Raw genomic sequence first — 24,274 nt, forward strand, 5'->3', positions numbered from 1 at the left:
CTCGCAAGGTCTTAGGCTGGAAGACACCATCAGAAGTCTACCTGGGTAAAAAGTTGCACTTGAGTTGACAATTCGTCGCGCCAAAAAGCACCGCCCTGGCGAAAAGCCGGCGCGGTGCGCAGTGATACGAGTGGCGTGCTAGTTGCGGTTCGGTCGCGGTTGAACCGCCAACCAAATCTCGCAGGTGCGGTCATCCGCGGGTTCGTTATAGTGGACAACGCTGAGTTGCGGCGCCGGCACCAGCTCATAGCCGCTGTCGGGTAGCCACTGACTCGCCGTGGCGGCCCAGGTTTCCTGCAGCGCGGCCGGAAACGGCCCTTTGCTGGTGAAAATGGCCCAGGTGTGTGCCGGGACCGGCACCACAGTGAGCCCAGCCGGTGCGGTGGCTGCGGTGCTGCGGACCCCGATCATGTGGGTAAGCGGGCGATCTTCATGAGTAAAGTCGCTCGTGTCGTAGTCGGCGTTGAGCACCATGTGTGGGGCGAGGTCCGCCAGTGCTTGCATGGCGTTGCGCTGCGAAGCGGTAATCGTTGCGGCCAGCGCGGCAATGGCGGGGTTGATCCCAGTGAATTGTAACGGAACGGTGGCGGTGACGCCGATTAGGTTGAACGCCGGAAGCGTTTTGAGGCGATAAGCCATACTGAGTCCTCCTTGGATGATGAGTTCGAAGCGAAATGGTGGCTGTGTTTTACGCCATCCTTGACTGGCGGCCTGGGACGGCTCGATCCCGTGCCAGCGTTTGTACGCTCGGGCGAACCCGTCAGCACTGTCATAGCCCGCCGCTAGCGCCGCTTCTAGCACACTCCTCCCAGCCACAAGCAGCGCGTTGGCGCGCGCCAGCCGTTGCTGCCGCAGATACTGCGTCAGGCTGATGACGGCGAGGTAGCCAAACATGTGGCGAAAATGATAGGCACTAGTGCCCGCGATTCGTGCGATGGTGGCGTCTACTGGTGCTTCGGGATGGACTTCGAGGTAAGCCAGAACGGTGTTGAAGTTGTGCATGAATCAGCCTCCTTTTCAAAACTCAGCATACCGCATTCGGTGGTGCACTATCCGACAATCGGGTACCGCGTTTGGTCGGACAAGTGGGCCTAAAGTCCGATGGCGCCACCAACCGCTTCTGATACCATAAGGGCATTGGAGGTGGCGATGTGAGTCAACCCACGCATGTGATGACAGATAAGGCGGCAGTCATCGCCGCCGTGGCGGCTCAGCAGCCGCTCATTCAACTCGATACCCGGGCACTGCCGGAAGTGGCGGCCTTGGTCAGCGTCCCGGAATCGCGTGGTGGCGCGGCCGAAGCACAGTTGCGCCGGTTGATGCTGGCCAGTGGGGTCGGCGTGATCGCAGCCTACCGCTTGCTGTGGTTCTGGGGGGCCGACACGGTCGCGGTCATCCTCAGTCGCTACCGCATCGTGGCCGCGGACCTCGATGTGTTGACGCTGATCCGGCGGTGACGGAATCAGCCCCAACAAGGCAATAACGTCAAAAGGGACCTCGCGCACCGGTAGACACGGCGTGCGGGGTCCCTTGGTGGGTTTGGCGATAACGGGGGCTTGCCCCGCTGCCCCTAGTGGGTCAGGGGACGATAGCCTAGTTCCGTTCAATCGCGTGGTTATGCATCGGTTGCGGTGATCTCGGCGGCACAGGGGACACCGGCCAAGAAGGACTGGAGATTGGTCAGCGACTGCTCAACCATGTTGCGTACCGCCGTTTGGGTGTAATAGGCGATGTGGGGGGACAAAATCACGTTTGGCAGGGCCAGTAGCGCTTGCCACTGGGGGTCGTTGAAGTGGCCGCGGTTGGCCAGCGCCAAAAGGTCGCTGGTTTCATTTTCGTAGGTATCAATGCCCACGCCGCCTAAGCGTCCCTTGGCCAAGCTGGCCAGCACTGCCGGCGTGTCGAGCAGGTTCGGTCGGCCGGTGTTGATCAAAAGCGCCCCGGGTTTCATTTGGGCCAGTGCGGCGGCGTCGATCAGGTGATGGTTGGCGGGAATACCGGGCACGTGAAGCGAGACGATGTCGCTGTGCTGAAGCAGGGTCGCAAACGTGACGGGCGTGTACACCAGGCTGGGGTCTGTCGGTGGGTGCGGGTCGAACGCGAGGACTTTGGCCCCGAAGCCATTGAGGATGCGGATCAGGGCCTGGCCGATGCGCCCGGTGCCGATAACGCCCACGGTGCTTTCGCCGAGCTCGCGCCCGATGTGGGTGCCAGCCCCGGCATAGTCGTTCGCATGCAAGGCGGCCTGAACGGCGCCGGTTTGCCGCAGGAGGTACAGCATGTCGAGGAGCGCAAACTCGGCGATGGCTGCGGGTGAGTACGCCGGGACGTTGCTGACGCGAATGCCGTAGTGGACGGCCGCCTCAAAATCGACGTTGTCTGTGCCGGTGTTGCGCAGTGCGAGGTAGCGGATGCCGAGGCGCTGCATCTGAGCGAAGACGCTGGGTGCGTAAGGCACCGTCTGAAAACAGCTGATGCCATCTGCGGGCTGGGTGAGCGTGGCCGCGCTGAGGTAGCTTGAGGTGGTCACAAGGGTGTCGCCAGTTTGCTGGGCCCACTGGTCGAGGTAAGGTTGTTCATCACCGCGGACGCCGTATGCAAGTACTTTCATTTGAGTCAGATCCTTCCGAGTGGTCATAGAACCTTAAGCTTAGCACGCAGGTCGCGGACCCGGAAAGATTCTTTAGAGATTGTTAAGTAACCGTTTTATTTTATAATGAGGGTAGGGGGTGATGTCATGGGACTATTCGATGACCTGACGAAGGCGGCAAAGGACGCCACCAACAAAGTGAAAGCCAGCGACACTTACGCGAAGTTGACCAGCGAGGAAAGCAAGCGGGCGTTTAAGGCGGCCGGCCAGTCGATTCAGCAAGGTGTCGTGACCGGCGCCAAGACGCTGCGCGGTGCGGTCAAGGCTGACGCGCCCAAGTCAGCGACCAAAAAGCCAGATGATTTGGACTTTTGAACCAACTAAAAATGCGTCCGCGGCGTTGAACTGCGGGCGCATTTTTAGTTGGCTCAGGCGCATCTAGTCAGTGGGAAGCGGTTTGGACGGCAGGCAGGTGATGACCAGGATCGCCAGGTTCACGAGCAGGCTGACCGTGGTCGAGGGATTGCTGTTGTAGCCGAACACCAGCATCACCACGAGGTTGAGTGCCCACAGGGCAAGCCAGACCCACCACGGGAACCCGGCGTCCCGGAAGCGGCGGATCACGAGGGCGAAGGATGGCAGGAGGATCAGCAGCATGACGGCGAGGTAGACCAGCAACCCGATGCCAAAGGTGGCGATCAGCCAGCCGATGCTGGGACTCTTGGGCACGCTCCCGTTGGCAATGACACCGATGAGTGCCGCAACGAAGGAAAAGCCGACCAGAATGCTCGCGATGAAACCGAACAGCGTGACCCACCAGTACTCCGCGCGCGTCGAGCGGCCGGTGAAGTTCACGTAATTACCGAAAAACGCCTTGATACTGCTAAACCCTGACGCGCCGTAGTAGCGGTTCTTCGCCGCTTTTTGCGTTGCTGCTGTTGACCGAATTGCCATTGTCCCTCACTCCTTTTTCATTGCTTTAATTAAACCACAATCATTGACAGGTGTCATCGCTTGAGTGCGGTCTCATCAGGCGCGTAAGCTAAAAGAAAAGGCCAGTAAGGAGGATCACTTATGATTATGCAACTCGATTCGCACCCTGTCGCGCTCGCAGACCTGCGCGCGGCCCAGCACCGGCTCGCCCCGCACGCCCGGACCACGCCGTTAGTGCCGTCTCGCGTGCTGAGCGCGGCCAGCGGTGGTGAGGTGTTCTTAAAACTGGAGAACCTGCAGTTGACCGGGTCGTTCAAGTTTCGCGGGGCCTACAACCGTATTGCCACGCTGCCCAAGCCTCTTCAGCGCCGCGGGGTGATCACGGTCAGCGCGGGTAATCACGCCCAAGGGGTGGCACTGACGGCTAAGTTGCTCGGGCTTTCGGCAACGGTGGTGATGCCACTGGCGGCACCGAAGAGCAAGCAGGCGGCCACCTGCGGGTATGGCGCGCGGGTGCAGCTGATCGGGGAGACCTTCGATGCGGCGCGGGCCGCCATGCTGGAACAGGCGGCGGTTCGCGGGCTCACCGTCGTCGACCCGTACGATGACCCTCAGGTGATCGCCGGACAGGGGACGGTGGGGCTTGAGGTGCTGGCGGCACTGCCGGCGATCGACACGTTGCTGGTGCCAGTGGGCGGCGGCGGCCTGATTGCCGGCATCGCCTTGGCCGCCAAGGCGCTCTCGCCGCGCACCCGGATCGTCGGCGTGCAGTCGGCCAATGTGCACGGCATGGCGGCCTCGCTTGCTGCCGGGCGAATGGTCACTCACCGCAAAGCGGCGACCCTGGCCGATGGCACGGCGGTGGCGACCCCAGGCGTGCAGCCGTTTGCCCTGGTGCGTGAGCTGGTCGCCGACATCGTGGTGGTGTCCGAGGAAGAGATTCAACACGCGATGTGCGTGTTACTCCAGCGCCACAAAGTCGTGGCAGAAGGGGCCGGTGCGCTGACAACCGCGGCGCTGTTGAACAACAAGCTCCCTGCGGCTTGGCGCGTGAACCAGCGTGTGGCAGCCATCGTGTCAGGCGGCAACGTGGACCTGGGCGTGCTGGCTGGGCTGTGCGCCACGCGGTAGTTAGGGTGTCGTTGACGCGCCGATGAAGGACATTGACGCGTCAACGAGGCGGGGCCGAGGCATCATGAACGGTCCAAGAATGAATCACGACGATGCCAGAATAGTCCGAACACCAAGCACCGCCCGCGCTTCCGTCCGGCATAGCCGAACGCCGCAGCAAGGCATTCTACCGCATGTCTGTTCATCACGCACTGGAGTCCAACGAAAAGCAAGCCAAATCGGGAGGCACTGACAAGCCCAAGCGCGGGTCTGTCAGTGCCTCCCGATTCCATTTTCGGCGCAGCCGCTTTTGGCTCGGCCGCGCCTTTTGCGCTCAGTTGCGGTGGTAGGCCGCGTAAAGCTGGTCGATGGTGCCGCGCAGGTCGGCCACGAGGCCTGTCGGTGTGAGGAGAAGCGCCTTTGTGCCCTGGCTGAGAAGCCAGCGCTTGAGGGCCTCACTGTAAGCGGTGGCGGCGATGGTCACCTTGCCAGCCGCCGTGTCCGTGGCGATCACGGTTGCGGTGGGCAACCAGTCCAGTGCGAGCTCTGGGTCCCCCCAGTAGTCAAACGTGACCTCAACCTTTTCCCCAGCCGCCATGACCGGCAGGTAACGCCGCAACTCCCCTTCAGGGAAGCGCGCGGCGTACCCGTTCGTCGGCGTGTCGCACTTCATGATGCGAAAACCCGCGAAGCGATCAAAGCGGTAGAAGCGCTCCTCGTTGCGGTCCAAATCGCTGGCGATCAGGTAAAAGTAGTGCTCGGAAAAAAGGATCGCTTTGGGCACGATGACGTGGGTGCGAAGCTGCTGCGTGTGGCTGTGGTAAGTCAGCTCAACCACCTGGCCGCGCGTGATGATCAGGCTGAACTGCCACAGCAGGTTCGTCAGGGGCTGGTCATGGTGCAGGGGGAGGTAATTGAAGACCTCGTTTTGCACGACCCGGTTGATCACCCGCCGCTCACTTGGCAGGGCGTTTTGCATCAGGTTGTTGATCAGCTGCTTGGTTTCCGTGCTGGTCAGCGCGCGGCTGGCCAGCAGAATTTTGATGAGGACGACCAACTGTGCGCTGGTCAGTCCACTGTCGCTGGTTTGTAACTCAAAGGCGTGTGAGCGCTGGTTGTACTGGACCTCTTGATTGACCTCTTCGTTGTCAAACAACGCGTTCAGCTGGCTGATATCGCGCTGAATGGAGCGTTCCGTGACGCCGAAGTGTTTGCTCAGCTGCTGTTTCGTGAGTGGCACATGCCGAAGTAAGTGCATGAGAATGTAAACTTGCCGATAAGCGCTATTCGCCATAATTGCTGCCCCCATCTGGATACCCCATTGTGGTGATGCTTATGGGTTCATTCTACGCCTTGCCTAGACAGTTATCGTCTAGTATGCGAAAAATAATATTTTGAATGCGCCTTCATTTTTGCTTGACAACGGTAAAGTTACGGTTTTTGGGCCAAGCGGGTAACGGGAGCAATGCCGGATTAATAAAATAATAATTGTAACGGCAGGCAATTATCGTTGTGTTAGCTGAGGATGCGGCGAAGCAAGCGCGCCCCCACGCGACCACTGGCGGGTCACCATGTGGGTCACGGGGACCCGGCGTGGCCGCGGCGCCGGTCGGTAGTGCGAGGGCAGCTGCGGCGTTGCGGCACACGGGACTAGTAAGTCACCGCCGCATAACGTATAATGAGACGATAGCGCCACCTAAGGAGCAGACATTATGTTTATTTTTTTCACCATGCAGGGCCGCGCGTTGGTCATGCCGCTTCCGCCGCCGGCGCTCAGCCGCTGACCGATCCCACAGACAACTTATAGGAGTGAATCCAATGGAAGCAGTAGACTTACGTGCAGGCATGACCTTTGTTGAAAACGGCAAATTGATCAAAGTGATCGAATCCAACCACCACAAACCCGGCAAAGGCAACACGCTGATGCAGCTGAAGCTGTACGATGTGCGCGCCGGAAGCACCGTCCAAACCACCAAGCGTCCGAGCGAAAAAATCGAACTCGCGGTGCTGGAAGACAAGCCCGCCCAGTACCTGTACACGCAAGACGGGGTGGCCTTCTTCATGGACATGACGACATACGAGCAGTACGAGCTGCCCACCGAAAGCATTGAAGAAGAGCTGAAGTACCTGCTTGAAAACACGCAGGTCAACATTGAGTTCTACGGCAGCGAAGTGATCGGGGTGACCCTGCCAACGACCGTTGAGCTGACTGTCACCGAGACGCAGCCATCCATCAAGGGTGGGTCTGTGACCGGCGGCGGCAAGCCGGCCACGTTGGAAACCGGCCTGGTTGTCAACGTGCCGGACTTCATTCAGACCGGTGAAAAACTGGTGATCAACACGGTTACCGGCGCTTATCAAAAGCGTGCGTAACCTCCGCACACGTCGGCCAACGCCGGCGTGTTTTTTTGACGCGAATCCGGCCGGTTTCACCGAAAACTTTTGCTTGCGTCTTACTGAATTGTTATGTAACCGGCCCGACATGTCCTGTATAATGAGAGCCAAAGTGCTGGAGCAGCGTGCGGGGGACATGTATGGGCACGGATTGGAGAAATTAGACAATGCGGAGCAAACGACGGAGAAATCGGCAGTGGTATGGGTGGCTTATCGGAGGGCTGGCTGTCTTAGTGGTGGTCGCGGGTGCGGCGGCTTGGATGCTTGGGGCGAAGCACCGGCAGAATGCGGCCCCCAACGAGCTACAGGCCGTACTGGCGAAGGTCAAGAAGGCACACAAAGGCCCAGTGGTGACGGAAAAAACGGCAGCCGGGACATTGGTCTACCTGCTGCCCGCCGGGGTGAAGGCCCCAAGCGCGGCGCTTCAAAAACAGGCCAAGGCGGACATGCCCAGCAGCGGGCGCTCACGTGCGGTCGTTGCAACCGTCACGGAAGCGACCGGACCGCTGAGCCTAAAAACGCAGCGGGTCGGGTTTGACTGCTACGCCGTGCAGGCCGATAAGCTGACGAAGAAAGTGGTGGCCCCAAGCACCATTGCGGTGGTGAACGCTGAAAGTGGGGCGCCGGCCACGGTGGCGGACTTGGTGCCGGATGACTACACGCGCCGCGCGGTGGACTACATCGCCAAGCAGATTTTAGTCGAGAAAACGAAGCAGACCCCTGACAGCCTGAACCAGATCCTGGCCATGCCGCTTTTGGCCAGCATGAGTGCCACGAACTTTCAGTTGGACGACCACGCGCTGACCGTTACCGACGAGGCGGGCAAGCCGGTGGTGGCCGTGCCACTTGACCGAATCGCCGTGTACCTGAAGGGCGGCCAGGCCAAGGAGCTGCCGGGCAAAGTGATCGCGCTGACTTTTGACGACGGGCCGAACAATGTCACCACGCCGCAGGTGCTAAAGGCGCTGGCCGATGCGAACGTCAAGGCCACGTTCTTCATGGTGGGCACCGGGCTCGCCGACTTCCCGGACACGGCCAAAGCGGTTGCGGCCGCGGGCCACGAGATCGGGATCCACACGTATAACCACTTGTACCTGCCGGGCCTCAGTCCGGAGGCCGCACGCGATGAGATCTATGGGAAGATGACGGCGCAATACTACCAGGTCTTCGGCAAGCTACCAACGCTGCTGCGGCCGCCGTATGGCGCGATCTCCCTGCCGGTGGCACAGGCGGAAGACTTGCCAGCCATTCAGTGGACCACGGACTCCGAGGACTGGAAGTCGCGCAACGCTGGCGCGATCTTGAACCGCATTAATACCACGGTTTACGATGGCGGGATCATTTTGATGCACGACATTCAGCCCGCGACGGCCCAGGCGCTGCCTGAGGTGATTCAAAGCCTGCGCGCCAAGGGCTACCAATTCGCCACCGTGAGCGAGCTGCTGGGTCAGCGGTTGCTACCGGGTCACCAGTACTTCGGCCGTGGCGACGAGCGTGCGGTCACCAACGCGCAGTAAGCGACATTGACAGGCACCTGGGCCAATTGGTCTAGGTGCTTTTTTAGCCGGGTGCGTCCTTAGCGGAACGGACGCGCCTGACGCAGGTGCATATGGCACGACTGTTTGTGTGGGGCCAGCCGCTTTTGCGTGACGCGGCGCTTTCGCGGGCGGGCAATCTTGTGCCGGGATTGCGGTATAATGAGGGCAGGTTGCGGCCTGAATCAAAATTGGGGGAACAGACATGACGACGTTTTATTTTGTCCGGCACGGCCAGACGCAGATCAACTTGGCGCACCGCTTCAACGGCGGGTTGGTGGACTCACCGCTCACGCCGGCGGGGGTGAGTGGGGCCCAGACGGTTGGCGCGGCGCTTGCGACCACGCGGTTCACGCAGGTGCTGACCTCCAGCATGCCGCGGGCGCGCCGTACCGCGCAACTGATCATGGCAGCCAACGCCGCTGCGCCGACGCCGCCGATCACGGCGGTGGATGGCCTGCGCGAGATGCGGCTGGGTGCATGGGACGGGCACACCGTGGAAGAGGTGGCTGATCCCGCCAGTATTGCCACATACTTCGAGCAGCCGCAGCAGTTTGACGCCACCATCGCACCGCGCATCCACGCCGAGGCGTACGGTCAGGTGGCCGTGCGGACCCAGGCGGTCATTGCGGCGGCCTGGGCGGCGCATCCGGCCGGTCAGGTGTTGGTGGTGGCCCACGGGCTCGTTTTCATGGTGCTGATGAACGCGTTGCTGGGCCGTCCGGTCGCGGCGGCGCGTCAGACGCCGATGCTCCAAAACACGACGGTCACGAAGCTGGCCACACGAGACGGCCAGCACTTCTCGGTAGCGTACCGGGACTGGCTGCCGACCGTAGCGAAAGATTAATTTTTGCTGAGGGGTTGACATCTTTTTGACAGACGCGTATTGTCTTCACCATACCAGTGCAGGAGTGTTGATCATGACAAAATTTATTTCGACACAGTTTAATCACTCGTATTACTACGGCTATTACGGATAGCGGCTTGCATTCGCTGATTGGATGCAAACCGCGAGCAGCAGGTTTGCATCCATGATGGTCGTAGCATTTTACAATGCCATTACGCCACATGGATGAGGAGACTCCCCATGTGGCCTTTTTCTTTCCGGAAAGCAATAGGCCGGCCACTGTGGGGATTTGTCCTCGCCGTGGCCGGCCTTTTGAGTCAACGCAGACAACTTTTGGGAGGAATAACCATGAAATTAACGAAACTGATGACCGGCCTTGCCGCCGGCGCCATGATGCTCAGCCTCGCCGCTTGCGGCAAGAAAACCGCGGCCAACGACGATACGGTGAAGATCGGGATCTTGCAGCTGATCGACCAGAGTGCTTTGAATGCCGCACGCAAGGGCTTCACCGAAGAGCTTGCCGCCCAAGGGTACAAGGGGGACAAAGTGAAGATCGACTACGTGAACGCGCAGGGGGATCAGGCCAACCTGAAGTCGATGAGTGAGCAGCTGAAGCGCGACGGCAACGATCTGAACCTGGCCATTGCCACCCCGGCGGCCCAGGCGCTTCAAAAGGAGGACAGCGAGACGCCGATGCTCTTCACCGCGGTGACGGACGCCAAGGCCGCAGGGCTGACCACCAACCTCAAGGCCCCGGACAAAAACGTGACCGGCGTGACGGACGCGGTGGACGTGAAGGCGCAAATCGACTTCACGCATAAGCTCTTCCCGCAAGCCAAGAAGATCGGGCTACTGTACAACGCCGCCGAGGAAAACTCGGTCGTTCAGATCCAGCAAGCCAAGGCCGAGATTAAGAAGCTGGGGCTGACGGCGGTGGTGAAGACGGCTGCCACCACTAACGATGTGCAGCAGGCCGCTGAAGCCCTCGCCGGGCAGGCTGAGATCATCTACATTCCAACCGACAACGTGGCAGCTGCGGCGATGCCAACCATCGGCAAAGTGTCCGAGGCCAAGAAGGTGCCCGTGATCAACGCCGATGCCACGATGATCAAGCCGGCCGGCGTGGCGACCACCGGGATCAACTACGAGGACCTCGGGCGGCAGACTGCTAAGCTCGCGATCAAGATCCTCAAGGGGGAGAAGGTCAAGGACCTGGCGGTTGAAGCGCCGGCCAAAACATCCCTGGTCACCAACGCCAAGCGGATGAAGCTGTTCAACCTGACCCAAGCACAGGTTGAAGAAGCCGCGAAATAAGGCGCGGTCACAAAGTTTTTGGCAGGCGGGGCGGCGCGATTCCCTCATTAATGCCCCTGTATTCTCCTGAGTAGACATCCGAAAATTGAATCCCGGTGAGTAATTTAGCCTTGACATGAGAATTTGCTGAGTGTATCGTCTTACACATACCAGCAGAACTGGTAAAGGTTAAAGGAGTGTTGACCATGAAACAAGCAATGCCAACACAACTGAATCGCGAATTTTTCGCCGGCTTTTTCTTCGGATAGCGGGACGCATCCCCGATGGATGTGAACCCGCGGTTCACATCCATGAGGCCGGCACACTTAAAGTGCAATTAACCGCCACATGGATCAACACAATCCATGTGGCGTTTCTTTTTCCGGAAAAAATGAAATGGCCAGCCACGTGGACTGTGATCTCCCGTGGCTGGTCATTTTTTGCCAATCAGGGTTACTCAGGAGGAAGAAAATTATGAAACGCAATCGTGTACTCACCACCATCGCTGCTACTGCCATGCTGCTCAGCCTCGCTGCTTGTGGAAAGGCCGCCGACGCCAAGGACGCCACCGTCAAGATCGGGGTCTTGCAGCTGATCGACCAAACCGCGCTGACCGATGCGCGCAAGGGGTTTGAACAGGAGCTCGCCGCCCAGGGGTACAAGGGGGCCAAGGTCAAGATCGACTACGTGAACGCGCAAGGCGATCAGGCTAACCTCAAGACCATGAGCCAGCGTCTGGCCAACGACCACAATGACGTAAACCTGGCCATCGCCACCCCAGCGGCGCAGGCGCTTCAGAAAGAAGACAGCAAGACGCCGATGGTTTTCACCGCGGTGACGGACGCCAAGGCGGCCGGGCTGACGGCTAGCACCGCCGCCCCGACCAAGAACGCGACCGGGGTGGTTGACATGGTCGACATCCCCGCACAGATCGCGTACATGCACAAGCTGTTCCCGAAGGCCAAGACGGTGGGGATGATCTACAATGCCGCCGAGCAGAACTCTTTGATCCAGATCAAGGCGGCGCAAAAGGCAGCCGAAAAGCTGGGCCTGACCGTGGTCAAGCGCACCGTGGCATCGACCAATGATGTGCAGCAAGTGATGGAATCCTTGGCGGCCAAATCCGAGGTGATCTACGCGCCAACGGATAACACCGTTGCCGCCGCCATGGCGACGGTCGGCAAGGTGTCCTTGGCCAAGCACGTGCCGGTGGTGCCGGCTGCCTCAACCATGGTGCAAGACGGAGGCGTGGCTAACATCGGCATTGACTACAAGGACCTCGGCCGCCAAACCGCCAAGCTCGCCATCAAGCTCATCAAGGGCCAAAAGGTCAAAGATCTCGCGGTTGAGACACCCGCCAAGGTCACGGTGATCAAAAACGCGAAGATGATGAAGGCATTTGGCATCACAGCCAAGCAAGCAGACCAAAGCAACTAATCGCAGTCACTCAGGTTTTTGGAGGTAATTATGTTAGACATCCTGATTTCAAGCATTTCCCAAGGGCTCCTGTGGGCCATCATGGCCATCGGCGTGTACCTGACCTTCCGCATTCTGGACATCGCGGACATGACCGCTGAAGGGAGCTTCCCGCTGGGGGCGGCCATCACCGCGCACCAGCTCGTGTCCGGCACCGGGCCAGTGCTCGCCACGCTGTACGGGGCCTTGGGAGGCGCCTTAGCGGGATTAGTGTCAGGGGTCTTACACACGAAGTTGAAGATCCCGGATCTGCTCACTGGGATCTTGACGATGACCGGGCTGTACTCCGTGAACCTGTTCATCATGGGCCGCGCCAACGTGTCGCTGCTGGCGGATGTCAAAACCGTCTTTTCGCTGGTCGACCTCGGCAATGCGACTTGGGACACCATCCTGGTCGGTGGGGTCATGGTGACACTGGTCATCGGCGCCTTGGTGGTCTTCTTCAACACTGAAATGGGGCTGGGAGCGCGCGCCGTCGGGGATAACCAGGCGATGAGCGCCGCCAACGGCATCAACAATGACACGATGAAGATCATCGTGTACATGCTGTCTAACGGCCTGATCGCCCTGAGCGGGTCCCTGATGGCCCAGACCAACGGGTACGCAGACCTGTCCATGGGGATCGGCACGCTGGTCATCGCGCTGGCCGCCATCATCATCGCCGAGATCCTAGTGCGCAACCTGAGCTTTGGCAAACGTTTGATCACCATCATCATCGGGGCGGTCATCTACCGCCTGATCATCGCCTGGGTGCTCGACATGGGCGTGGACCCCAACGCCTTGCGCCTGTTCTACGCGCTGATGCTTGCACTATTCTTGGCCTTACCGCTGATCCAAAAGCAGGTCAAGCAGTGGGGGGAACGCCGCGAGAATCGTCAGCGGATGTTGTAGTCACCAGCAAAGGAGAAAATCATGCCAGCACTTGTTGTGAGAGAGTTGCACCAATACTTTGAAAAAGGCACCGTCAACGAGAACCACGCGCTCAAAGGTATCGACTTGACGCTTGAACCCGGCGAGTTCGTCGCCATCATCGGCGGCAATGGGGCCGGCAAGTCCACGCTGCTGAACAGCGTGGCCGGGTCCATTCCGGTCACCCACGGCCAGATCAAAATCGGCGATCAGGATGTGACTTATCAAAACGTGGCCAAGCGCGCGCGCCTGATCGCCCGCGTCTTTCAGGATCCCAAGGCCGGCACCGCGCCGCGCCTCACGGTGGAAGAGAACCTGAGCCTGGCACAAAAGCGTGGCCAGTGGCGCAACTTCTGGGCCAACGGCGTCAAGAAGCGCGACCGCGCCCTGTTTCGCGAGAAGCTGGCCAGTCTGGGGCTGGGGCTGGAGGACCGCCTGACGGCCGAGATCGGCTTGCTGTCCGGGGGCCAGCGGCAGGCGGTGACGCTGTTGATGGCGACGTTGCAGGCGCCTGAGCTGCTGCTGTTGGACGAGCACACGGCGGCGCTAGATCCGCAGACGAGCGCAACGGTGATGCAGCTGACGGCCCAGCTGGTGGCCGCGCAGAACATCACGACGCTGATGATCACGCACAACATGCAAGATGCGCTGAACTACGGGAACCGGCTGATCATGCTGGACCACGGCCGCATTGCGGTGGACCTGAAGGGCGATCAAAAGCAGGGGCTGACCGTTGCCGACCTGCTGCGGTTGTTCAAGGAACAAAGTGGCCAGGAACTCAACGATGACGCGGTACTGCTGAGCTGAGTCGCGCGCTTTGGACGCCAAGGGTCAACGCGCACGCGGCGAGGGGCTGAGACCACGTTAACGGTCCAGGAATGATCACGGCGCTTTCAAAATCGCACGCGCCCCAAATGCGCCGCCCTTGCTGGCCAGACGGCCCTCATGATACCCCTAAGTGCGGGTGTCATGGGGGCCGTTTTGGCGCAACCGTCGTGTGCCGCCTCGTGCGCGTGAGTAAACATACTACGCAAAAAGAGCCGTATTCGGTATACTTGATTTAGTCAACGGCGCCACGAGGGCACTTGGGAGGACTAAACATGACAGAGAAAAACACCGACCTTTTTTTGCAGAAGAATGCGCGGGAAAAATTGGCCCTGTACCAAACGATTATCCAGTTTCGGCAGCGTGAACTGCCAGTGGCGGAGCAGATCGCGCAGACGCGCACGCATCGTCAAGCGATCGATGAGGTCAACTTGCGCCGCGTGGCGATGCTGATGAACCGCAACTATGGGACCCTGTATTACATTTACAATCAGCTACTCGATGAGTTGACGGCCCTGGTCGATCAGCCCACGCCAACGGTGACGCAACTGTTCAACATCCCGGTGGGCCGGCTACGCATGGCGCTGGTCGAACAAGGCGTACCATTTCGCTAGCTGCAGCATTTGCTGGCCGAAGACCTGCCGAACTTTACGGCCTTCGTGGACTCGGTGGACGCCTCACGGGTGACGTGCTTGCGCTACCTGCGACCGCTGCGCGACATGGCCAAGCAACTCGGCGTGCGCATCGTCTACGAAAAAATGCGCCTGACCGGGGATGAGAACCGCATTCGCATCTTTTTGACGTTGGCGTACTGGTTAGCCACCGACGGGGCCGCGTGGCCGTTTGCTGCGGCATCGCACGAAGCGGCGCTGGCGTTAGTGCACCGCATTTTGCAGGCCTTCGAGCTGGAGTATCCTAGCCCCGTGCTGCAGGAAGTGCTGGCGTACCATACCACCATCACGCAGGCCCGGATAACGCACGGCCACACGCTGAATGCGCCGACCCAAGGGCCAGCTTATCCGGTGCCCAACCTGTTTGCCGGTGACGCGCGACTGACAAAGGCCGAACAGTTCAGCGAGTCCGAGCACCTTTACCAGCTCAACTTTTTGGTGCCGCTGTACGATTCACCGGGGGATCCTAAGGTCAAACAGGTACTGGCGATCTATCAGCGCTACAATCCTGCGATGTATGGGTTCGTCACGCGCTTCCTGGCGCAATTGCCCGTAACCGTTTTGGATGTCACGCAGGTCGCGCCAGCACTGCGAGATCTGATCGAGGCGAGCCTGCTGGCGATCGTCACCAGCGTTTTGACCTTTGGGTTCGACTTGGGGGCGGTAGTGGCGTACACCTTCAATCGGCGGGTGGACGCTGCGCTGCCTGACCCACAGCTTGAGGCCATCGTGCAGCAAACCGTGACCACCGCGCTGCGTGACGAAGACGAGCAAGACGTGCAGCCGGTGCTCGAGCCGCTGGTCAAGGGGCTGTACGCCAATATCCTGCAGTTCCAGCGCTTCACCCGACCGGTGGAAAAGGTCAAAGTCGCGCTGATGCTGGAGCCAGTCACGCTAGGGTTTATCGATTTGGTGACGTTCATCGATCAGCAGCCGTTCGTCGAGTTGCTTCGGGACCACTTCGAGTCAGCCGATGTCATCATCAAGGATTCCTCGCTACCGCTTGGACTGGCTAAGGAGCAGACACCGCTGATTTTTAAGTGGGACATGAATGCATCCAGCGACCTGTTTGGCGAGCTGTTCGCCCTCCTACACGCGCTTCAGCAGGAGAAAATTTAACGTTTTGGGACCGCGCCGCAACAGGCTTTAGAGTTGCGGTGCGGTTTTTGGTCTTGTTAGGCTGAAGGAGAGGAGGAAAAATTAGCACTCGACTTGATTAAGTGCTAAAAACGTGCGATAATACATTATGTAAACAAGGATGACCTGCGACGGCACCCGCTCATAGCCTGAAGACACCGTCGCGTGATGGTGTCTTTTTTACCGCTTACGGCGCAACCGCAGCGAATAGGAGGAATGACGAATGGCAACTTTTAACGATCCGTTTTTTAACACTGACATGGACGACTTCTTGAACGCAATGCTCCGGCGCATGGGGGAAGGCGGGCAGGCCCGCTACGTGGTCAACGGCCACGAACTCACCCCAGATGAGCTGGCGCAGTACCGCACCACGGGCCGCGTGCCTCAGGCCAAGCAGGCTATCCCGGTGCAAGACGCCACCCAGGCCCCGCAAAAAGAGGGGCTGCTTGGTAAGCTCGGCCGCAACTTGACGCAAGAGGCGAAGGCGGGCCTGCTGGACCCGGTCATTGGCCGTGACCACGAGATTCAAGAGACGGCCGAAATTCTGAGCCGTCGCACCAAAAACAACCCGATCCTGGTCGGGGACGCCGGGGTCGGCAAAACCGCGGTGGTCGAAGGCCTGGCCGAAGCGATCGTGGCCGGCAATGTGCCGGAGGCCGTCAAGGACAAGCAGATCATTTCGATCGATGTGTCTGGCCTTGAGGCGGGGACGCAATACCGCGGCAGCTTCGAGGAAAACATTCAGAAGCTGATCCAGGAGGTCAAGCAGGCCGGCAATGTGATCCTGTTCTTTGATGAGATCCACCAGATCCTCGGCGCCGGGGCGACCGGTGGCGAGGAATCCGGCAGCAAAGGCCTGGCCGACATCATCAAGCCGGCCCTGTCGCGCGGCGAGATCACGGTGATCGGCGCGACCACGCAGGACGAATACCGCAATACCATCATGAAGGATGCGGCCCTGGCCCGCCGGTTCAACGACGTCACGGTCAACGAACCCTCTGCGGCCGACACCGTAAAAATTCTCCAAGGCGTGCGGCACCTGTACGAAAAGCATCACCGCGTGCAGCTGCCTGACGCCGTATTGCAGGCCTGCGTCGACTACGCAGTGCAGTACATTCCGCAGCGCGCCTTGCCGGACAAGGCCATCGACCTGCTGGACATGACCGCGGCGCATTTGGCCGCCAAGCACCCGGTGGTCGACAAGGTCGCCATTGAACAGCAGATCCAGCAGCTGACCGAGCAAAAGGAAACCGCGGCGCAGGCCGAAGACTTTGAGCAAGCGGCCACCCTCAAGCAGCAGCTGGCGGACGCCGAAGCCAAGCTGGCCGCGGCCGATACGCCGGATCAGCCGGTGGTTGCCACGCCAGATGATGTGGCTCAGTCGGTGGAACGGCTGACCGGCATTCCGGTGTCCCAGATGGGGGCCAGCGACATCGAGCGGCTCAAGACCATCGGGAGTCGCCTGAAGGGCAAGGTGATCGGCCAAGACGAGGCGGTGGACATGGTCGCCCGCGCGATTCGCCGCAACCGCGCCGGCTTCGATGAAGGCAACCGGCCGATCGGCAGCTTCCTGTTCGTGGGGCCTACCGGCGTCGGCAAAACCGAGCTAGCCAAGCAACTTGCGCTGGATCTGTTTGGCGACAAGAACGCCATCATCCGGCTGGATATGTCCGAGTACAGCGACCGCACCGCGGTGTCCAAGCTGATCGGGACCAGCGCCGGCTACGTGGGGTACGAGGACAACGGCAACACCTTGACGGAACAGGTGCGCCGCAACCCGTACGCTATCGTCTTGCTCGATGAAATCGAAAAGGCCGACCCGCAGGTGCTCACGCTCCTGTTGCAGGTGATGGATGACGGGCGGCTGACGGACGGCCAAGGCAACGTGGTCAACTTCAAGAATACGGTCATCATCGCCACCAGCAATGCCGGCTTTGGCCAAGAGGCGCTGACCGGGCAAAAGGCCACTGATGAAGACCTGATGCAGAAGCTGGCGCCGTACTTCCGGCCGGAGTTCCTCAACCGCTTCAACGGGATCGTGGAATTCAGTCACCTGACCAAGGCAGACCTCGGCAAAATCGTGGCCCTGATGCTGGCCGATGTGAACACGACGCTGGCGAAAAAAGGCCTGAGCTTGACCGTGACGTCTGCCGCCAAAGATTGGCTGATCGCACAAGGCTATGACGAGGCGATGGGGGCGCGACCATTGCGGCGGGTGATCGAGCAAAACATTCGCGACCAAGTGACCGACTACTACCTGGATCACCTAGACGCCAAGCAGCTCTACGCCGACTTAGTGGATGACCGCATCGTGATCAGCGAAACCGCCCCAAGTGAGGCGCCGTCTGACGAAGCCGCAACTGACACCCCGAAGGACTAGCGGAACCAAAAAAACTGCCCCTTGCAACCCAATGCAAGGGGCAGTTTTTGGTTTGGGTGGCCACTAGTGCCACAGGAAGCGGTTCGTTGCCGCGGCCACGCGCGGGTTGAGGCGTAGCAAGCTGTGCTGCGCCAGCGCCCCGTTGAAGACGCGCGCCTGGTAATGCCGGGCCTTTTGGCCGAGCAGGTAACCCAGCGAGCGCGAGGACGCGTTGAGAATTTTGCCGTCGGAGTGGGTCCCGTCATCGAGGTTGCCATAAAGATTCAGGATGGCGACTTGGTGGGCGGGGAAGTGGTGGCGTAACGCCAGGGCCTGGCGAAAGGCGGGTGCGAGCCAAGCCGGCCGGCCATCGGGGCGCAGGTGGTTGGCGTGCTGTCCACGGTGGCGGCCCGGGATGCCGTCGAAGTTGCCCGCAATCGCGACATACTTGGCCAGCTGCGGCAGGCTGCGATCCTGCCCGAACCGCAGCTCGTAAAACAGCACGGCGGCGTTGCCCAGTGAGTGCGCAACAACGTTGAACTGTTGGATATGGTACCGGGTTTGAAGGGTCACCAACACAGCGTGCATCCAGTTGCTGATGCGCGTGTAGCGCATGGTGCGATTGTCCTGAAACACCACCTTGATCAGCGGTCGCTGGGTCCCTTGCCGCCAGTGTCCGCTCAGGCGGACGCGCCCCGTGGGACTGACGGTGGCGGTGAGGACCGTGCGGGCGTGGTCGTTCTTGGCCGCGGTTTGCATCAGGTAATCCATGGAATGCGGGCCGCCGTGGTGCCCATGCAGATAAAGCGTGACCGGGGCCACCGGGGCGGCCGCCTGCACCTTGGCGGCGGGCCAGGCCCCCCAAACGGCAATGGCGATGAGGCCGAACCAGAATAGTCGCCGCATGACGCACCTCCAATACTTTTGGCCCGATTATACGGGTTGACGCCAGTAAATGCCATTCAGGTGACGCTTTTGTTCGCAAAAAAAATGCCGCGAGGAGGTCGCGGCATTTCGGGGTTCGCTTGGCCGTCCGCAGCCAAGTGAGTTTATAGGGGCACGTTGTATTCGGTGAAAAAGTCGCTCAAAGGGCGTAGTGATTCGCCATCGTATTCCGCAAAGAAGGCGGCCACGTCGCTTGGGTGGGCGAGCGTGTGGTTGGCGTTGTAGCTCGGGCTGACCGTTTCGATCAGCTTGCCATCTTCGATGCGCAGCTGCAGCTCCTCAACCGGGAGACCGCGCTTGTCGGTGATCTTCGCATCGATCAGGAACGGCCGGCCCGCCTTGGTGACCGCCAGCGCCTGGTCAAAGGCAGCGGGTAGGTCGGCACTGCGCGTGACCGTAACGCTTTCGATGCCCATGGCCTTGGCAATCATCGCAAAATCCTGGTCTTCAATGAAAATGCCAGAGTGTTGTGGCATGTCGATGTCGTCTTGCTCCGACTTGATAAAGTTCAGGCTCGCGTTGCTGGTGATGATGTTGATGACCGGCAACTGGTACTTTTTCTCGGTGATCAGGTCTTGCATCACCATTGAGAACGCGCCGTCACCGGAAATGTTGAACACTTGGCGGTCCGGGAAGCTGAGCTTGCCGGCGATGGCGCCGGGCAGACCGTAGCCCATGGACGCGAACAGGGCGGAAATCGTCCATTTGTTTTTCGGCGTCAGGTTCAAGAAGCGGAAGGCGTTGATGATGTTGTCGCCCACGTCGATGGAGAATACGGCATCCGGCTCGGCGATGCGGTTGATCTGCTTGTAGATCGGTTCGAATTCCAGGGGGTCAGAGGGCCGATCGCTCAGCTCCTGAAGGTAGGCGCGCCAGTTCTGGTTGGCGGCAACCGCGGCCTTGAAGTATGGCGTTGGGGCAACGGGCTGGCTGCGTTCCAGCGCCTGGCTCACGAAGCTCGTCGCGTCACTCCACACCCCGTAGTCGAGGAAGTGATGCCGGCCGAATTGGGCTTCGTCCGCATCGATCTGGACGAAGGTGAACGGGTGCGTCCGGTAGATCAGGTTGGCGAACGGGAAATCGGCCCCGATCGCGATCACGAGGTCGGCAACGGCAAAGATCTCGTCCGCTGCCTTCATGGCTGCACGATTAGCGTAGCCCAGGTTGCCTTCGTAATCATCGGGGATCAGCCCCTTGGCAAGGCCGGTGAGCACCAGCGGGATCTGGAGCTTGCGGGAGAGCTCGACCAGCTGCGCGCCACCGGCGCCGATACCGCGCCCCACGTGAATGACAGGGCGCTTGGCTTGCTGAATCAGCGCCAGCACATGGTCCACTTCGTCAGGGGTCGCACTTGGCAGTGGCTTGGCTTTCCCGTCCGTCGGGCTCACGCTGCTATATGGGGTGTCGGGGATCTGGACGTAGCCGAAGTCGTTAGGGATGACCACAACGGCCACCCCGCGGTGCTTGTAGGCTTCACGGATGGCTTTATCCACCACGTAAGGCAGGCTTTCTGGCGTCATTACGAGCCGGTTGTATACCGCCACGTCTTCAAACATCGGGTTTTCCGCAAACTCTTGGAAGTAGTTGTAGTTCATGTTGGTGCTCGGCACCTGACCGATCAAGGCCAGCACCGGGGCGTGGTCTTCCCGGGCGTCGTACAGCCCGGTCAGTAGGTTCGTGGCGCCAGGGCCGGCGGAGCCGAACGCCACGGCGATTTTGCCGGTCAGCTTCGCATCGGAGCTGGCGGCCAGGGCCCCGACTTGCTCATGGCGAATCTGAATGTAGCGGAGACGTTCCTTCTCGGCGTCCAGCGCCGCCATGGTCGAGTTGAAGGAGCCCCCCGGGTAACCGTAGACATGGTCAACGCCCCAGGATTCGATGACGCGAAGCATTGCAACGCTAGCGGGAACGGTCTGTGGATCTGTCATGTTCATGCACCTCTTTATATTAATTGAGAACAACTATCACGCTTACAATGTATCATGTTGTGAAATCGGTTGCAACAGTTTAGGACGCAAAATTAGCGCCTTCTCATTCGGCGAGGGGTACAGTTCGCCAATTTTAACCGAGTTGTGATATAATTGTAACCATAATCATTGTGTAATGAATGAATTAAGGAGGCCGCCATGTCCAAACTACTTCGCCAGCCCCTTGCGCGTGGGGTACTGATGCTGATCGCCCTCGAGCTGATCGCCTTGTCCATCAACTTGTTTTATGCGCCGCACGGGGTGGCCGCCGGGGGTGCGACCGGGATCGCCATTCTGGTGCAGGAGGTCCTCGGCCTACCGGTCAGCGTAACCACGCTGGCCATCAACGCGCTGATGCTGGCGCTGGCCTGGTGGCTGTTGGACCGGAGCACCACGCGGCGGATCCTGTTCGGTAGCGTCGCCTTGCCGCTTCTGCTGGCGCTAACGCCACAGGTGATGGTGGTTAAAGACCGGCTGCTGGCCGTGATTGTGGGGAGCGTTGTGTTTGCCATCGGCGCCGCGCTGAACTACCGCTTGGATGCGTCCAGCGGGGGCACCACCGTCCCGCCGATGATTTTTGCCCGGTACTGGCACCTGAAGCCAGCCCTTGGCTTGTTCCTGATCGACATGGTGGTGTCGCTGTTCAACATTCCCGTCAGCGGCTTTGAGGCGTTTGTTCTGGCTCTGTTTGCCATCGGGTTGACGAGCCTGGTGATGAACTATGTTGAAACGGGGTTGGACCGCAAGAAGGCCGTGTATATCATGAGCAATGTGGCCCTCCCACAGATTGAAATTGGCATCCGGGACAAAACCGACCACGGCCTGACGATTCATCAGGTCATTGGGGGCTACTCTGGTGAGCCTAAGGAGATGCTGATGGTGGTGGTTGAGCAAAGCGATTTCCACGCGTTGGTTGCGCATGTGCACCGACTGGATCCGGCGGCGTTTATTTTGGTCACGGAGGCAACCGAGGTGCACGGCGGCAGTTTGACCTGAGTCGGGGTGTGTTAGGGACTGAATTCTGTTCGCAAAGTCGTGAGGCGCTCACGGCTTTTTTTGTGCGTTGGCGCGGACACTGCCGGAATCGTTGCGCGCAGTCGTGGCCGTTAAGCAGGTCTCAGCGGCATGTGGGGCGGCGCTGGGTGCCGCGTATTCCGCGTTGCCAGAAACTGGCAACGGGAAGACAAATCGTGACCGGGGCATGAAAATGGTTCATACGGTAGACGATTCGCTTCCACTTGTTTTTACATTAATTTGGTGAGTTTTCGCCCCGGAAGCCGCGACGCCTTTCACCAGGCGAAAAACGTGTTATACTGCCCTCGTAAGCGTTCGCAAGAAGGAGGCGTAGCGATGGCAGATGACATGGAACAATGGCTGTACTTGTTCAACCGAGGCGAGGATTTTCAGAGTTATCGACGGCTTGGGGCCCATCAGGTTGGCCCAGCGAAATGGCGGTTCGTGGTGTGGGCGCCAAACGCGCAGGCAGTCGCGATCGTGGGGGACTTCTCGGGGTGGCAGCCGCTGCCGCTGACCCCTGTCGGCACCACCGGTGTCTGGGCCGGCACCCATGGCGGCACCACCGGGCAGCTGTACAAGGTGCAGATCACTACCGCGGACGGGCAGACGATCGAGAAGATCGATCCGTACGGCTTTGGCTTTGAGCCTAAGCCGGGCACGGCCGCGCGGCTGATGGACCTGCCGCGCCACGATTGGCGTGATGCCAAATGGTTGGCGGCGCGGGCGGCCAAGCGTCCGTACGATCAACCGATGAATATCTATGAGCTACACCTGGGTTCATTCATGCGGCATGAAGATGGCAGTTACCTGAGCTACACCGAGGCGGCCGCGCAAGTGCTGCCGTATGTGCGGCGCATGGGCTACACCCACATCGAGCTGATGCCACTGATGGAGCATTTGCTAGACGCCAGTTGGGGCTATCAGCTGATGGGCTACTTTGCCCCGACCAGCCGCTTTGGGGCACCTGCGGATTTCTTGGCGTTTGTTGATGCGGCGCACCGGCTTGGGCTTGGCGTCATCATGGACTGGGTGCCGGGGCACTTCATTCGCAACACGGACACGTTGGCGAAGTTCGATGGCACGGCCACGTTTGAGTATCAGGACCCACACCGGGCCAACAATGTACGGTGGGGGACGTGGAACTTTGACCTCGGGAAGACGCAAGTGCAAAGCTTCCTGATTTCCAGCGCAATGTTTTGGCTGGATTACTGCCACTTGGACGGGTTGCGGGTGGATGCCGTGTCGAACATGCTCTACATGGATTACGATGCGGGCAAGGAGCAGGATCGCAACCAGTTCGGCGGCCGGGAAAATTTGGCGGGCATCGCCTTTTTGAAGGCGCTCAACACCGCGGTGTTTGCAGCGCATCCGGATGTCTTGATGATCGCTGAGGAAAGCTCGGCGTATCCCAAGGTCAGCGCCCCGATCGATCTGGGCGGCTTGGGCTTCAACTACAAGTGGAACATGGGCTGGATGAACGACACGCTGCGCTTTTTTGAGATGGATCCCTACGCGCGGCGTGACCACACCACGCTTTTGACGTTCTCGTTCATGTACCAGTTTGACGAGCAGTTCATCCTGCCGTTCTCCCACGACGAGGTGGTGCACGGGAAGAAGTCGTTGATGCACAAGATGCCGGGCGACCGCTACAATCAGTTCGCCAATCTACGGGTGATGTTCATCTGGCTGATGACACACCCGGGCAAGAAACTGTTATTCATGGGGAGTGAATGGGGGCAATTCCTTGAGTGGCGCGACTGGAGTCAGCTGGAGTGGGTCGATCTGAACGATCCGATGAACCGGCAGATGCAGACGTTCACTGAGACGCTCAACAAGCTGTACCGCAAAACGCCAAGTCTGTGGGCCCAAGATCACACGCCAGCTGGCATCAGTGTCACGATGGCCGATTCTCCTGAGGCGCTCAGCTACATTCGCTGGGGCACCGCGGCGAACGATTTTACCGTGGTGGTGATGAATTTGATGCCAACCGAGCGCCAGCATTTTCGGGTCGCGGTGCCGGCGGCGGGCACGTACACCGTGCTGTTAAATACCGAAAGCCAGCACTTCGGGGGGACGTGGACGCGCGTGCAGCGCACGCTACACGCCCAGACCGGGGACTATCGCGGCCAGCCAGCCAGCTTGGAAGTGGTGTTACCCGCAATGGGCGCGCTGTTGATCGCGCCAGTGGCGCTGACGCCGCGCGCCGCGCCCGCAGGGCTCGGTGAAGCCGATTCAATGAGGGGACAGGATTAAGGAGGAAGCGCGT

At 60.0% G+C, this 24,274-nt stretch carries 21 protein-coding genes; 15 read left to right on the top strand and 6 right to left on the bottom strand.

The features are described 5' to 3' along the window. Window positions 1-138 precede the first annotated feature (138 nt). Window positions 139-1,002, bottom strand: a complete 864-nt coding sequence (locus EKM88_RS02175; RefSeq protein WP_125702659.1) for an AraC family transcriptional regulator — start codon at window positions 1,000-1,002, stop codon at window positions 139-141. Window positions 1,003-1,151: 149 nt separating this feature from the next. Here EKM88_RS02175 and EKM88_RS02180 point away from each other — a divergent pair, with 149 nt between their 5' ends. After that, window positions 1,152-1,457, top strand: coding sequence for a hypothetical protein (locus EKM88_RS02180; RefSeq protein WP_125702661.1), 306 nt, complete (start codon window positions 1,152-1,154; stop codon window positions 1,455-1,457). Window positions 1,458-1,615: 158 nt separating this feature from the next. On the opposite strand, the gene EKM88_RS02185 is transcribed toward EKM88_RS02180, so the two are convergent. Beyond that, window positions 1,616-2,611 (bottom strand): D-2-hydroxyacid dehydrogenase, encoded by a 996-nt coding sequence (locus EKM88_RS02185; protein WP_125702662.1) that lies wholly within the window; start codon window positions 2,609-2,611, stop codon window positions 1,616-1,618. A 126-nt stretch (window positions 2,612-2,737) separates the two neighbouring features. Between EKM88_RS02185 and EKM88_RS02190 the strand changes: the two genes are divergently transcribed. Beyond that, window positions 2,738-2,965, top strand: coding sequence for a hypothetical protein (locus tag EKM88_RS02190; protein ID WP_125702665.1), 228 nt, complete (start codon window positions 2,738-2,740; stop codon window positions 2,963-2,965). 63 nt (window positions 2,966-3,028) lie between these two features. Here EKM88_RS02190 and EKM88_RS02195 read toward each other — a convergent pair whose 3' ends face one another. Further along, on the bottom strand, window positions 3,029-3,544 hold the full coding sequence (locus EKM88_RS02195) for a DUF805 domain-containing protein (protein WP_125702667.1): 516 nt from the start codon (window positions 3,542-3,544) through the stop codon (window positions 3,029-3,031). Between the two features lie 120 nt (window positions 3,545-3,664). Between EKM88_RS02195 and EKM88_RS02200 the strand changes: the two genes are divergently transcribed. Further along, complete coding sequence (locus tag EKM88_RS02200) at window positions 3,665-4,654, top strand: pyridoxal-phosphate dependent enzyme (protein ID WP_125702669.1); 990 nt, start codon at window positions 3,665-3,667, stop codon at window positions 4,652-4,654. A 313-nt stretch (window positions 4,655-4,967) separates the two neighbouring features. Here the strand turns inward: EKM88_RS02200 and EKM88_RS02205 are convergent, their stop codons facing one another. Further along, complete coding sequence (locus EKM88_RS02205) at window positions 4,968-5,942, bottom strand: helix-turn-helix transcriptional regulator (protein ID WP_125702671.1); 975 nt, start codon at window positions 5,940-5,942, stop codon at window positions 4,968-4,970. Window positions 5,943-6,451: 509 nt separating this feature from the next. Between EKM88_RS02205 and efp the strand changes: the two genes are divergently transcribed. The 10 genes from efp (at window position 6,452) to EKM88_RS02255 (ending at window position 18,100) form a co-directional block, all read left to right on the top strand. After that, a complete protein-coding gene (gene efp / locus EKM88_RS02210; protein WP_125702673.1) occupies window positions 6,452-7,006 on the top strand; it encodes an elongation factor P in 555 nt (184 codons plus the stop codon). A 188-nt stretch (window positions 7,007-7,194) separates the two neighbouring features. After that, window positions 7,195-8,544: a polysaccharide deacetylase family protein gene (locus EKM88_RS13475; protein WP_225418422.1), complete on the top strand. Its 1,350-nt coding sequence runs from the start codon at window positions 7,195-7,197 to the stop codon at window positions 8,542-8,544. A gap of 223 nt (window positions 8,545-8,767) precedes the next feature. Continuing rightward, on the top strand, window positions 8,768-9,409 hold the full coding sequence (locus EKM88_RS02220; RefSeq protein ID WP_125702675.1) for a histidine phosphatase family protein: 642 nt from the start codon (window positions 8,768-8,770) through the stop codon (window positions 9,407-9,409). A 348-nt stretch (window positions 9,410-9,757) separates the two neighbouring features. Next, window positions 9,758-10,723: an ABC transporter substrate-binding protein gene (locus EKM88_RS02225; protein WP_125702678.1), complete on the top strand. Its 966-nt coding sequence runs from the start codon at window positions 9,758-9,760 to the stop codon at window positions 10,721-10,723. Between the two features lie 453 nt (window positions 10,724-11,176). Further along, entirely contained in the window at window positions 11,177-12,139 is a 963-nt protein-coding gene (locus tag EKM88_RS02230; protein ID WP_125702680.1) for an ABC transporter substrate-binding protein, read from the top strand. 30 nt (window positions 12,140-12,169) lie between these two features. Next, entirely contained in the window at window positions 12,170-13,069 is a 900-nt protein-coding gene (locus EKM88_RS02235) for an ABC transporter permease (RefSeq protein ID WP_125702682.1), read from the top strand. A gap of 21 nt (window positions 13,070-13,090) precedes the next feature. Then, complete coding sequence (locus EKM88_RS02240; RefSeq protein ID WP_125702684.1) at window positions 13,091-13,894, top strand: ABC transporter ATP-binding protein; 804 nt, start codon at window positions 13,091-13,093, stop codon at window positions 13,892-13,894. A gap of 293 nt (window positions 13,895-14,187) precedes the next feature. Next, window positions 14,188-14,526: a hypothetical protein gene (locus tag EKM88_RS02245; RefSeq protein ID WP_125702686.1), complete on the top strand. Its 339-nt coding sequence runs from the start codon at window positions 14,188-14,190 to the stop codon at window positions 14,524-14,526. Between the two features lie 9 nt (window positions 14,527-14,535). Continuing rightward, entirely contained in the window at window positions 14,536-15,702 is a 1,167-nt protein-coding gene (locus EKM88_RS02250; protein ID WP_125702688.1) for a hypothetical protein, read from the top strand. Window positions 15,703-15,943: 241 nt separating this feature from the next. Next, entirely contained in the window at window positions 15,944-18,100 is a 2,157-nt protein-coding gene (locus EKM88_RS02255) for an AAA family ATPase (protein ID WP_125702690.1), read from the top strand. A 63-nt stretch (window positions 18,101-18,163) separates the two neighbouring features. On the opposite strand, the gene EKM88_RS02260 is transcribed toward EKM88_RS02255, so the two are convergent. Both EKM88_RS02260 and spxB read right to left on the bottom strand, forming a co-directional pair. After that, window positions 18,164-18,985 (bottom strand): alpha/beta hydrolase, encoded by an 822-nt coding sequence (locus tag EKM88_RS02260; protein WP_125702692.1) that lies wholly within the window; start codon window positions 18,983-18,985, stop codon window positions 18,164-18,166. A gap of 143 nt (window positions 18,986-19,128) precedes the next feature. Continuing rightward, a complete protein-coding gene (gene spxB, locus EKM88_RS02265) occupies window positions 19,129-20,952 on the bottom strand; it encodes a pyruvate oxidase (protein WP_125702694.1) in 1,824 nt (607 codons plus the stop codon). Between the two features lie 198 nt (window positions 20,953-21,150). On the opposite strand from spxB, the gene EKM88_RS02270 reads away from it, so the two are divergent. Continuing rightward, window positions 21,151-21,987: a YitT family protein gene (locus EKM88_RS02270; protein ID WP_125702696.1), complete on the top strand. Its 837-nt coding sequence runs from the start codon at window positions 21,151-21,153 to the stop codon at window positions 21,985-21,987. A gap of 354 nt (window positions 21,988-22,341) precedes the next feature. Further along, window positions 22,342-24,261: a 1,4-alpha-glucan branching protein GlgB gene (gene glgB, locus EKM88_RS02275; RefSeq protein WP_125702698.1), complete on the top strand. Its 1,920-nt coding sequence runs from the start codon at window positions 22,342-22,344 to the stop codon at window positions 24,259-24,261. The last annotated feature ends 13 nt before the right edge of the window (window positions 24,262-24,274 follow it).

It is taken from the genome of Lacticaseibacillus daqingensis (assembly GCF_003946115.1).
Lineage (GTDB): Bacteria > Bacillota > Bacilli > Lactobacillales > Lactobacillaceae > Lacticaseibacillus > Lacticaseibacillus daqingensis.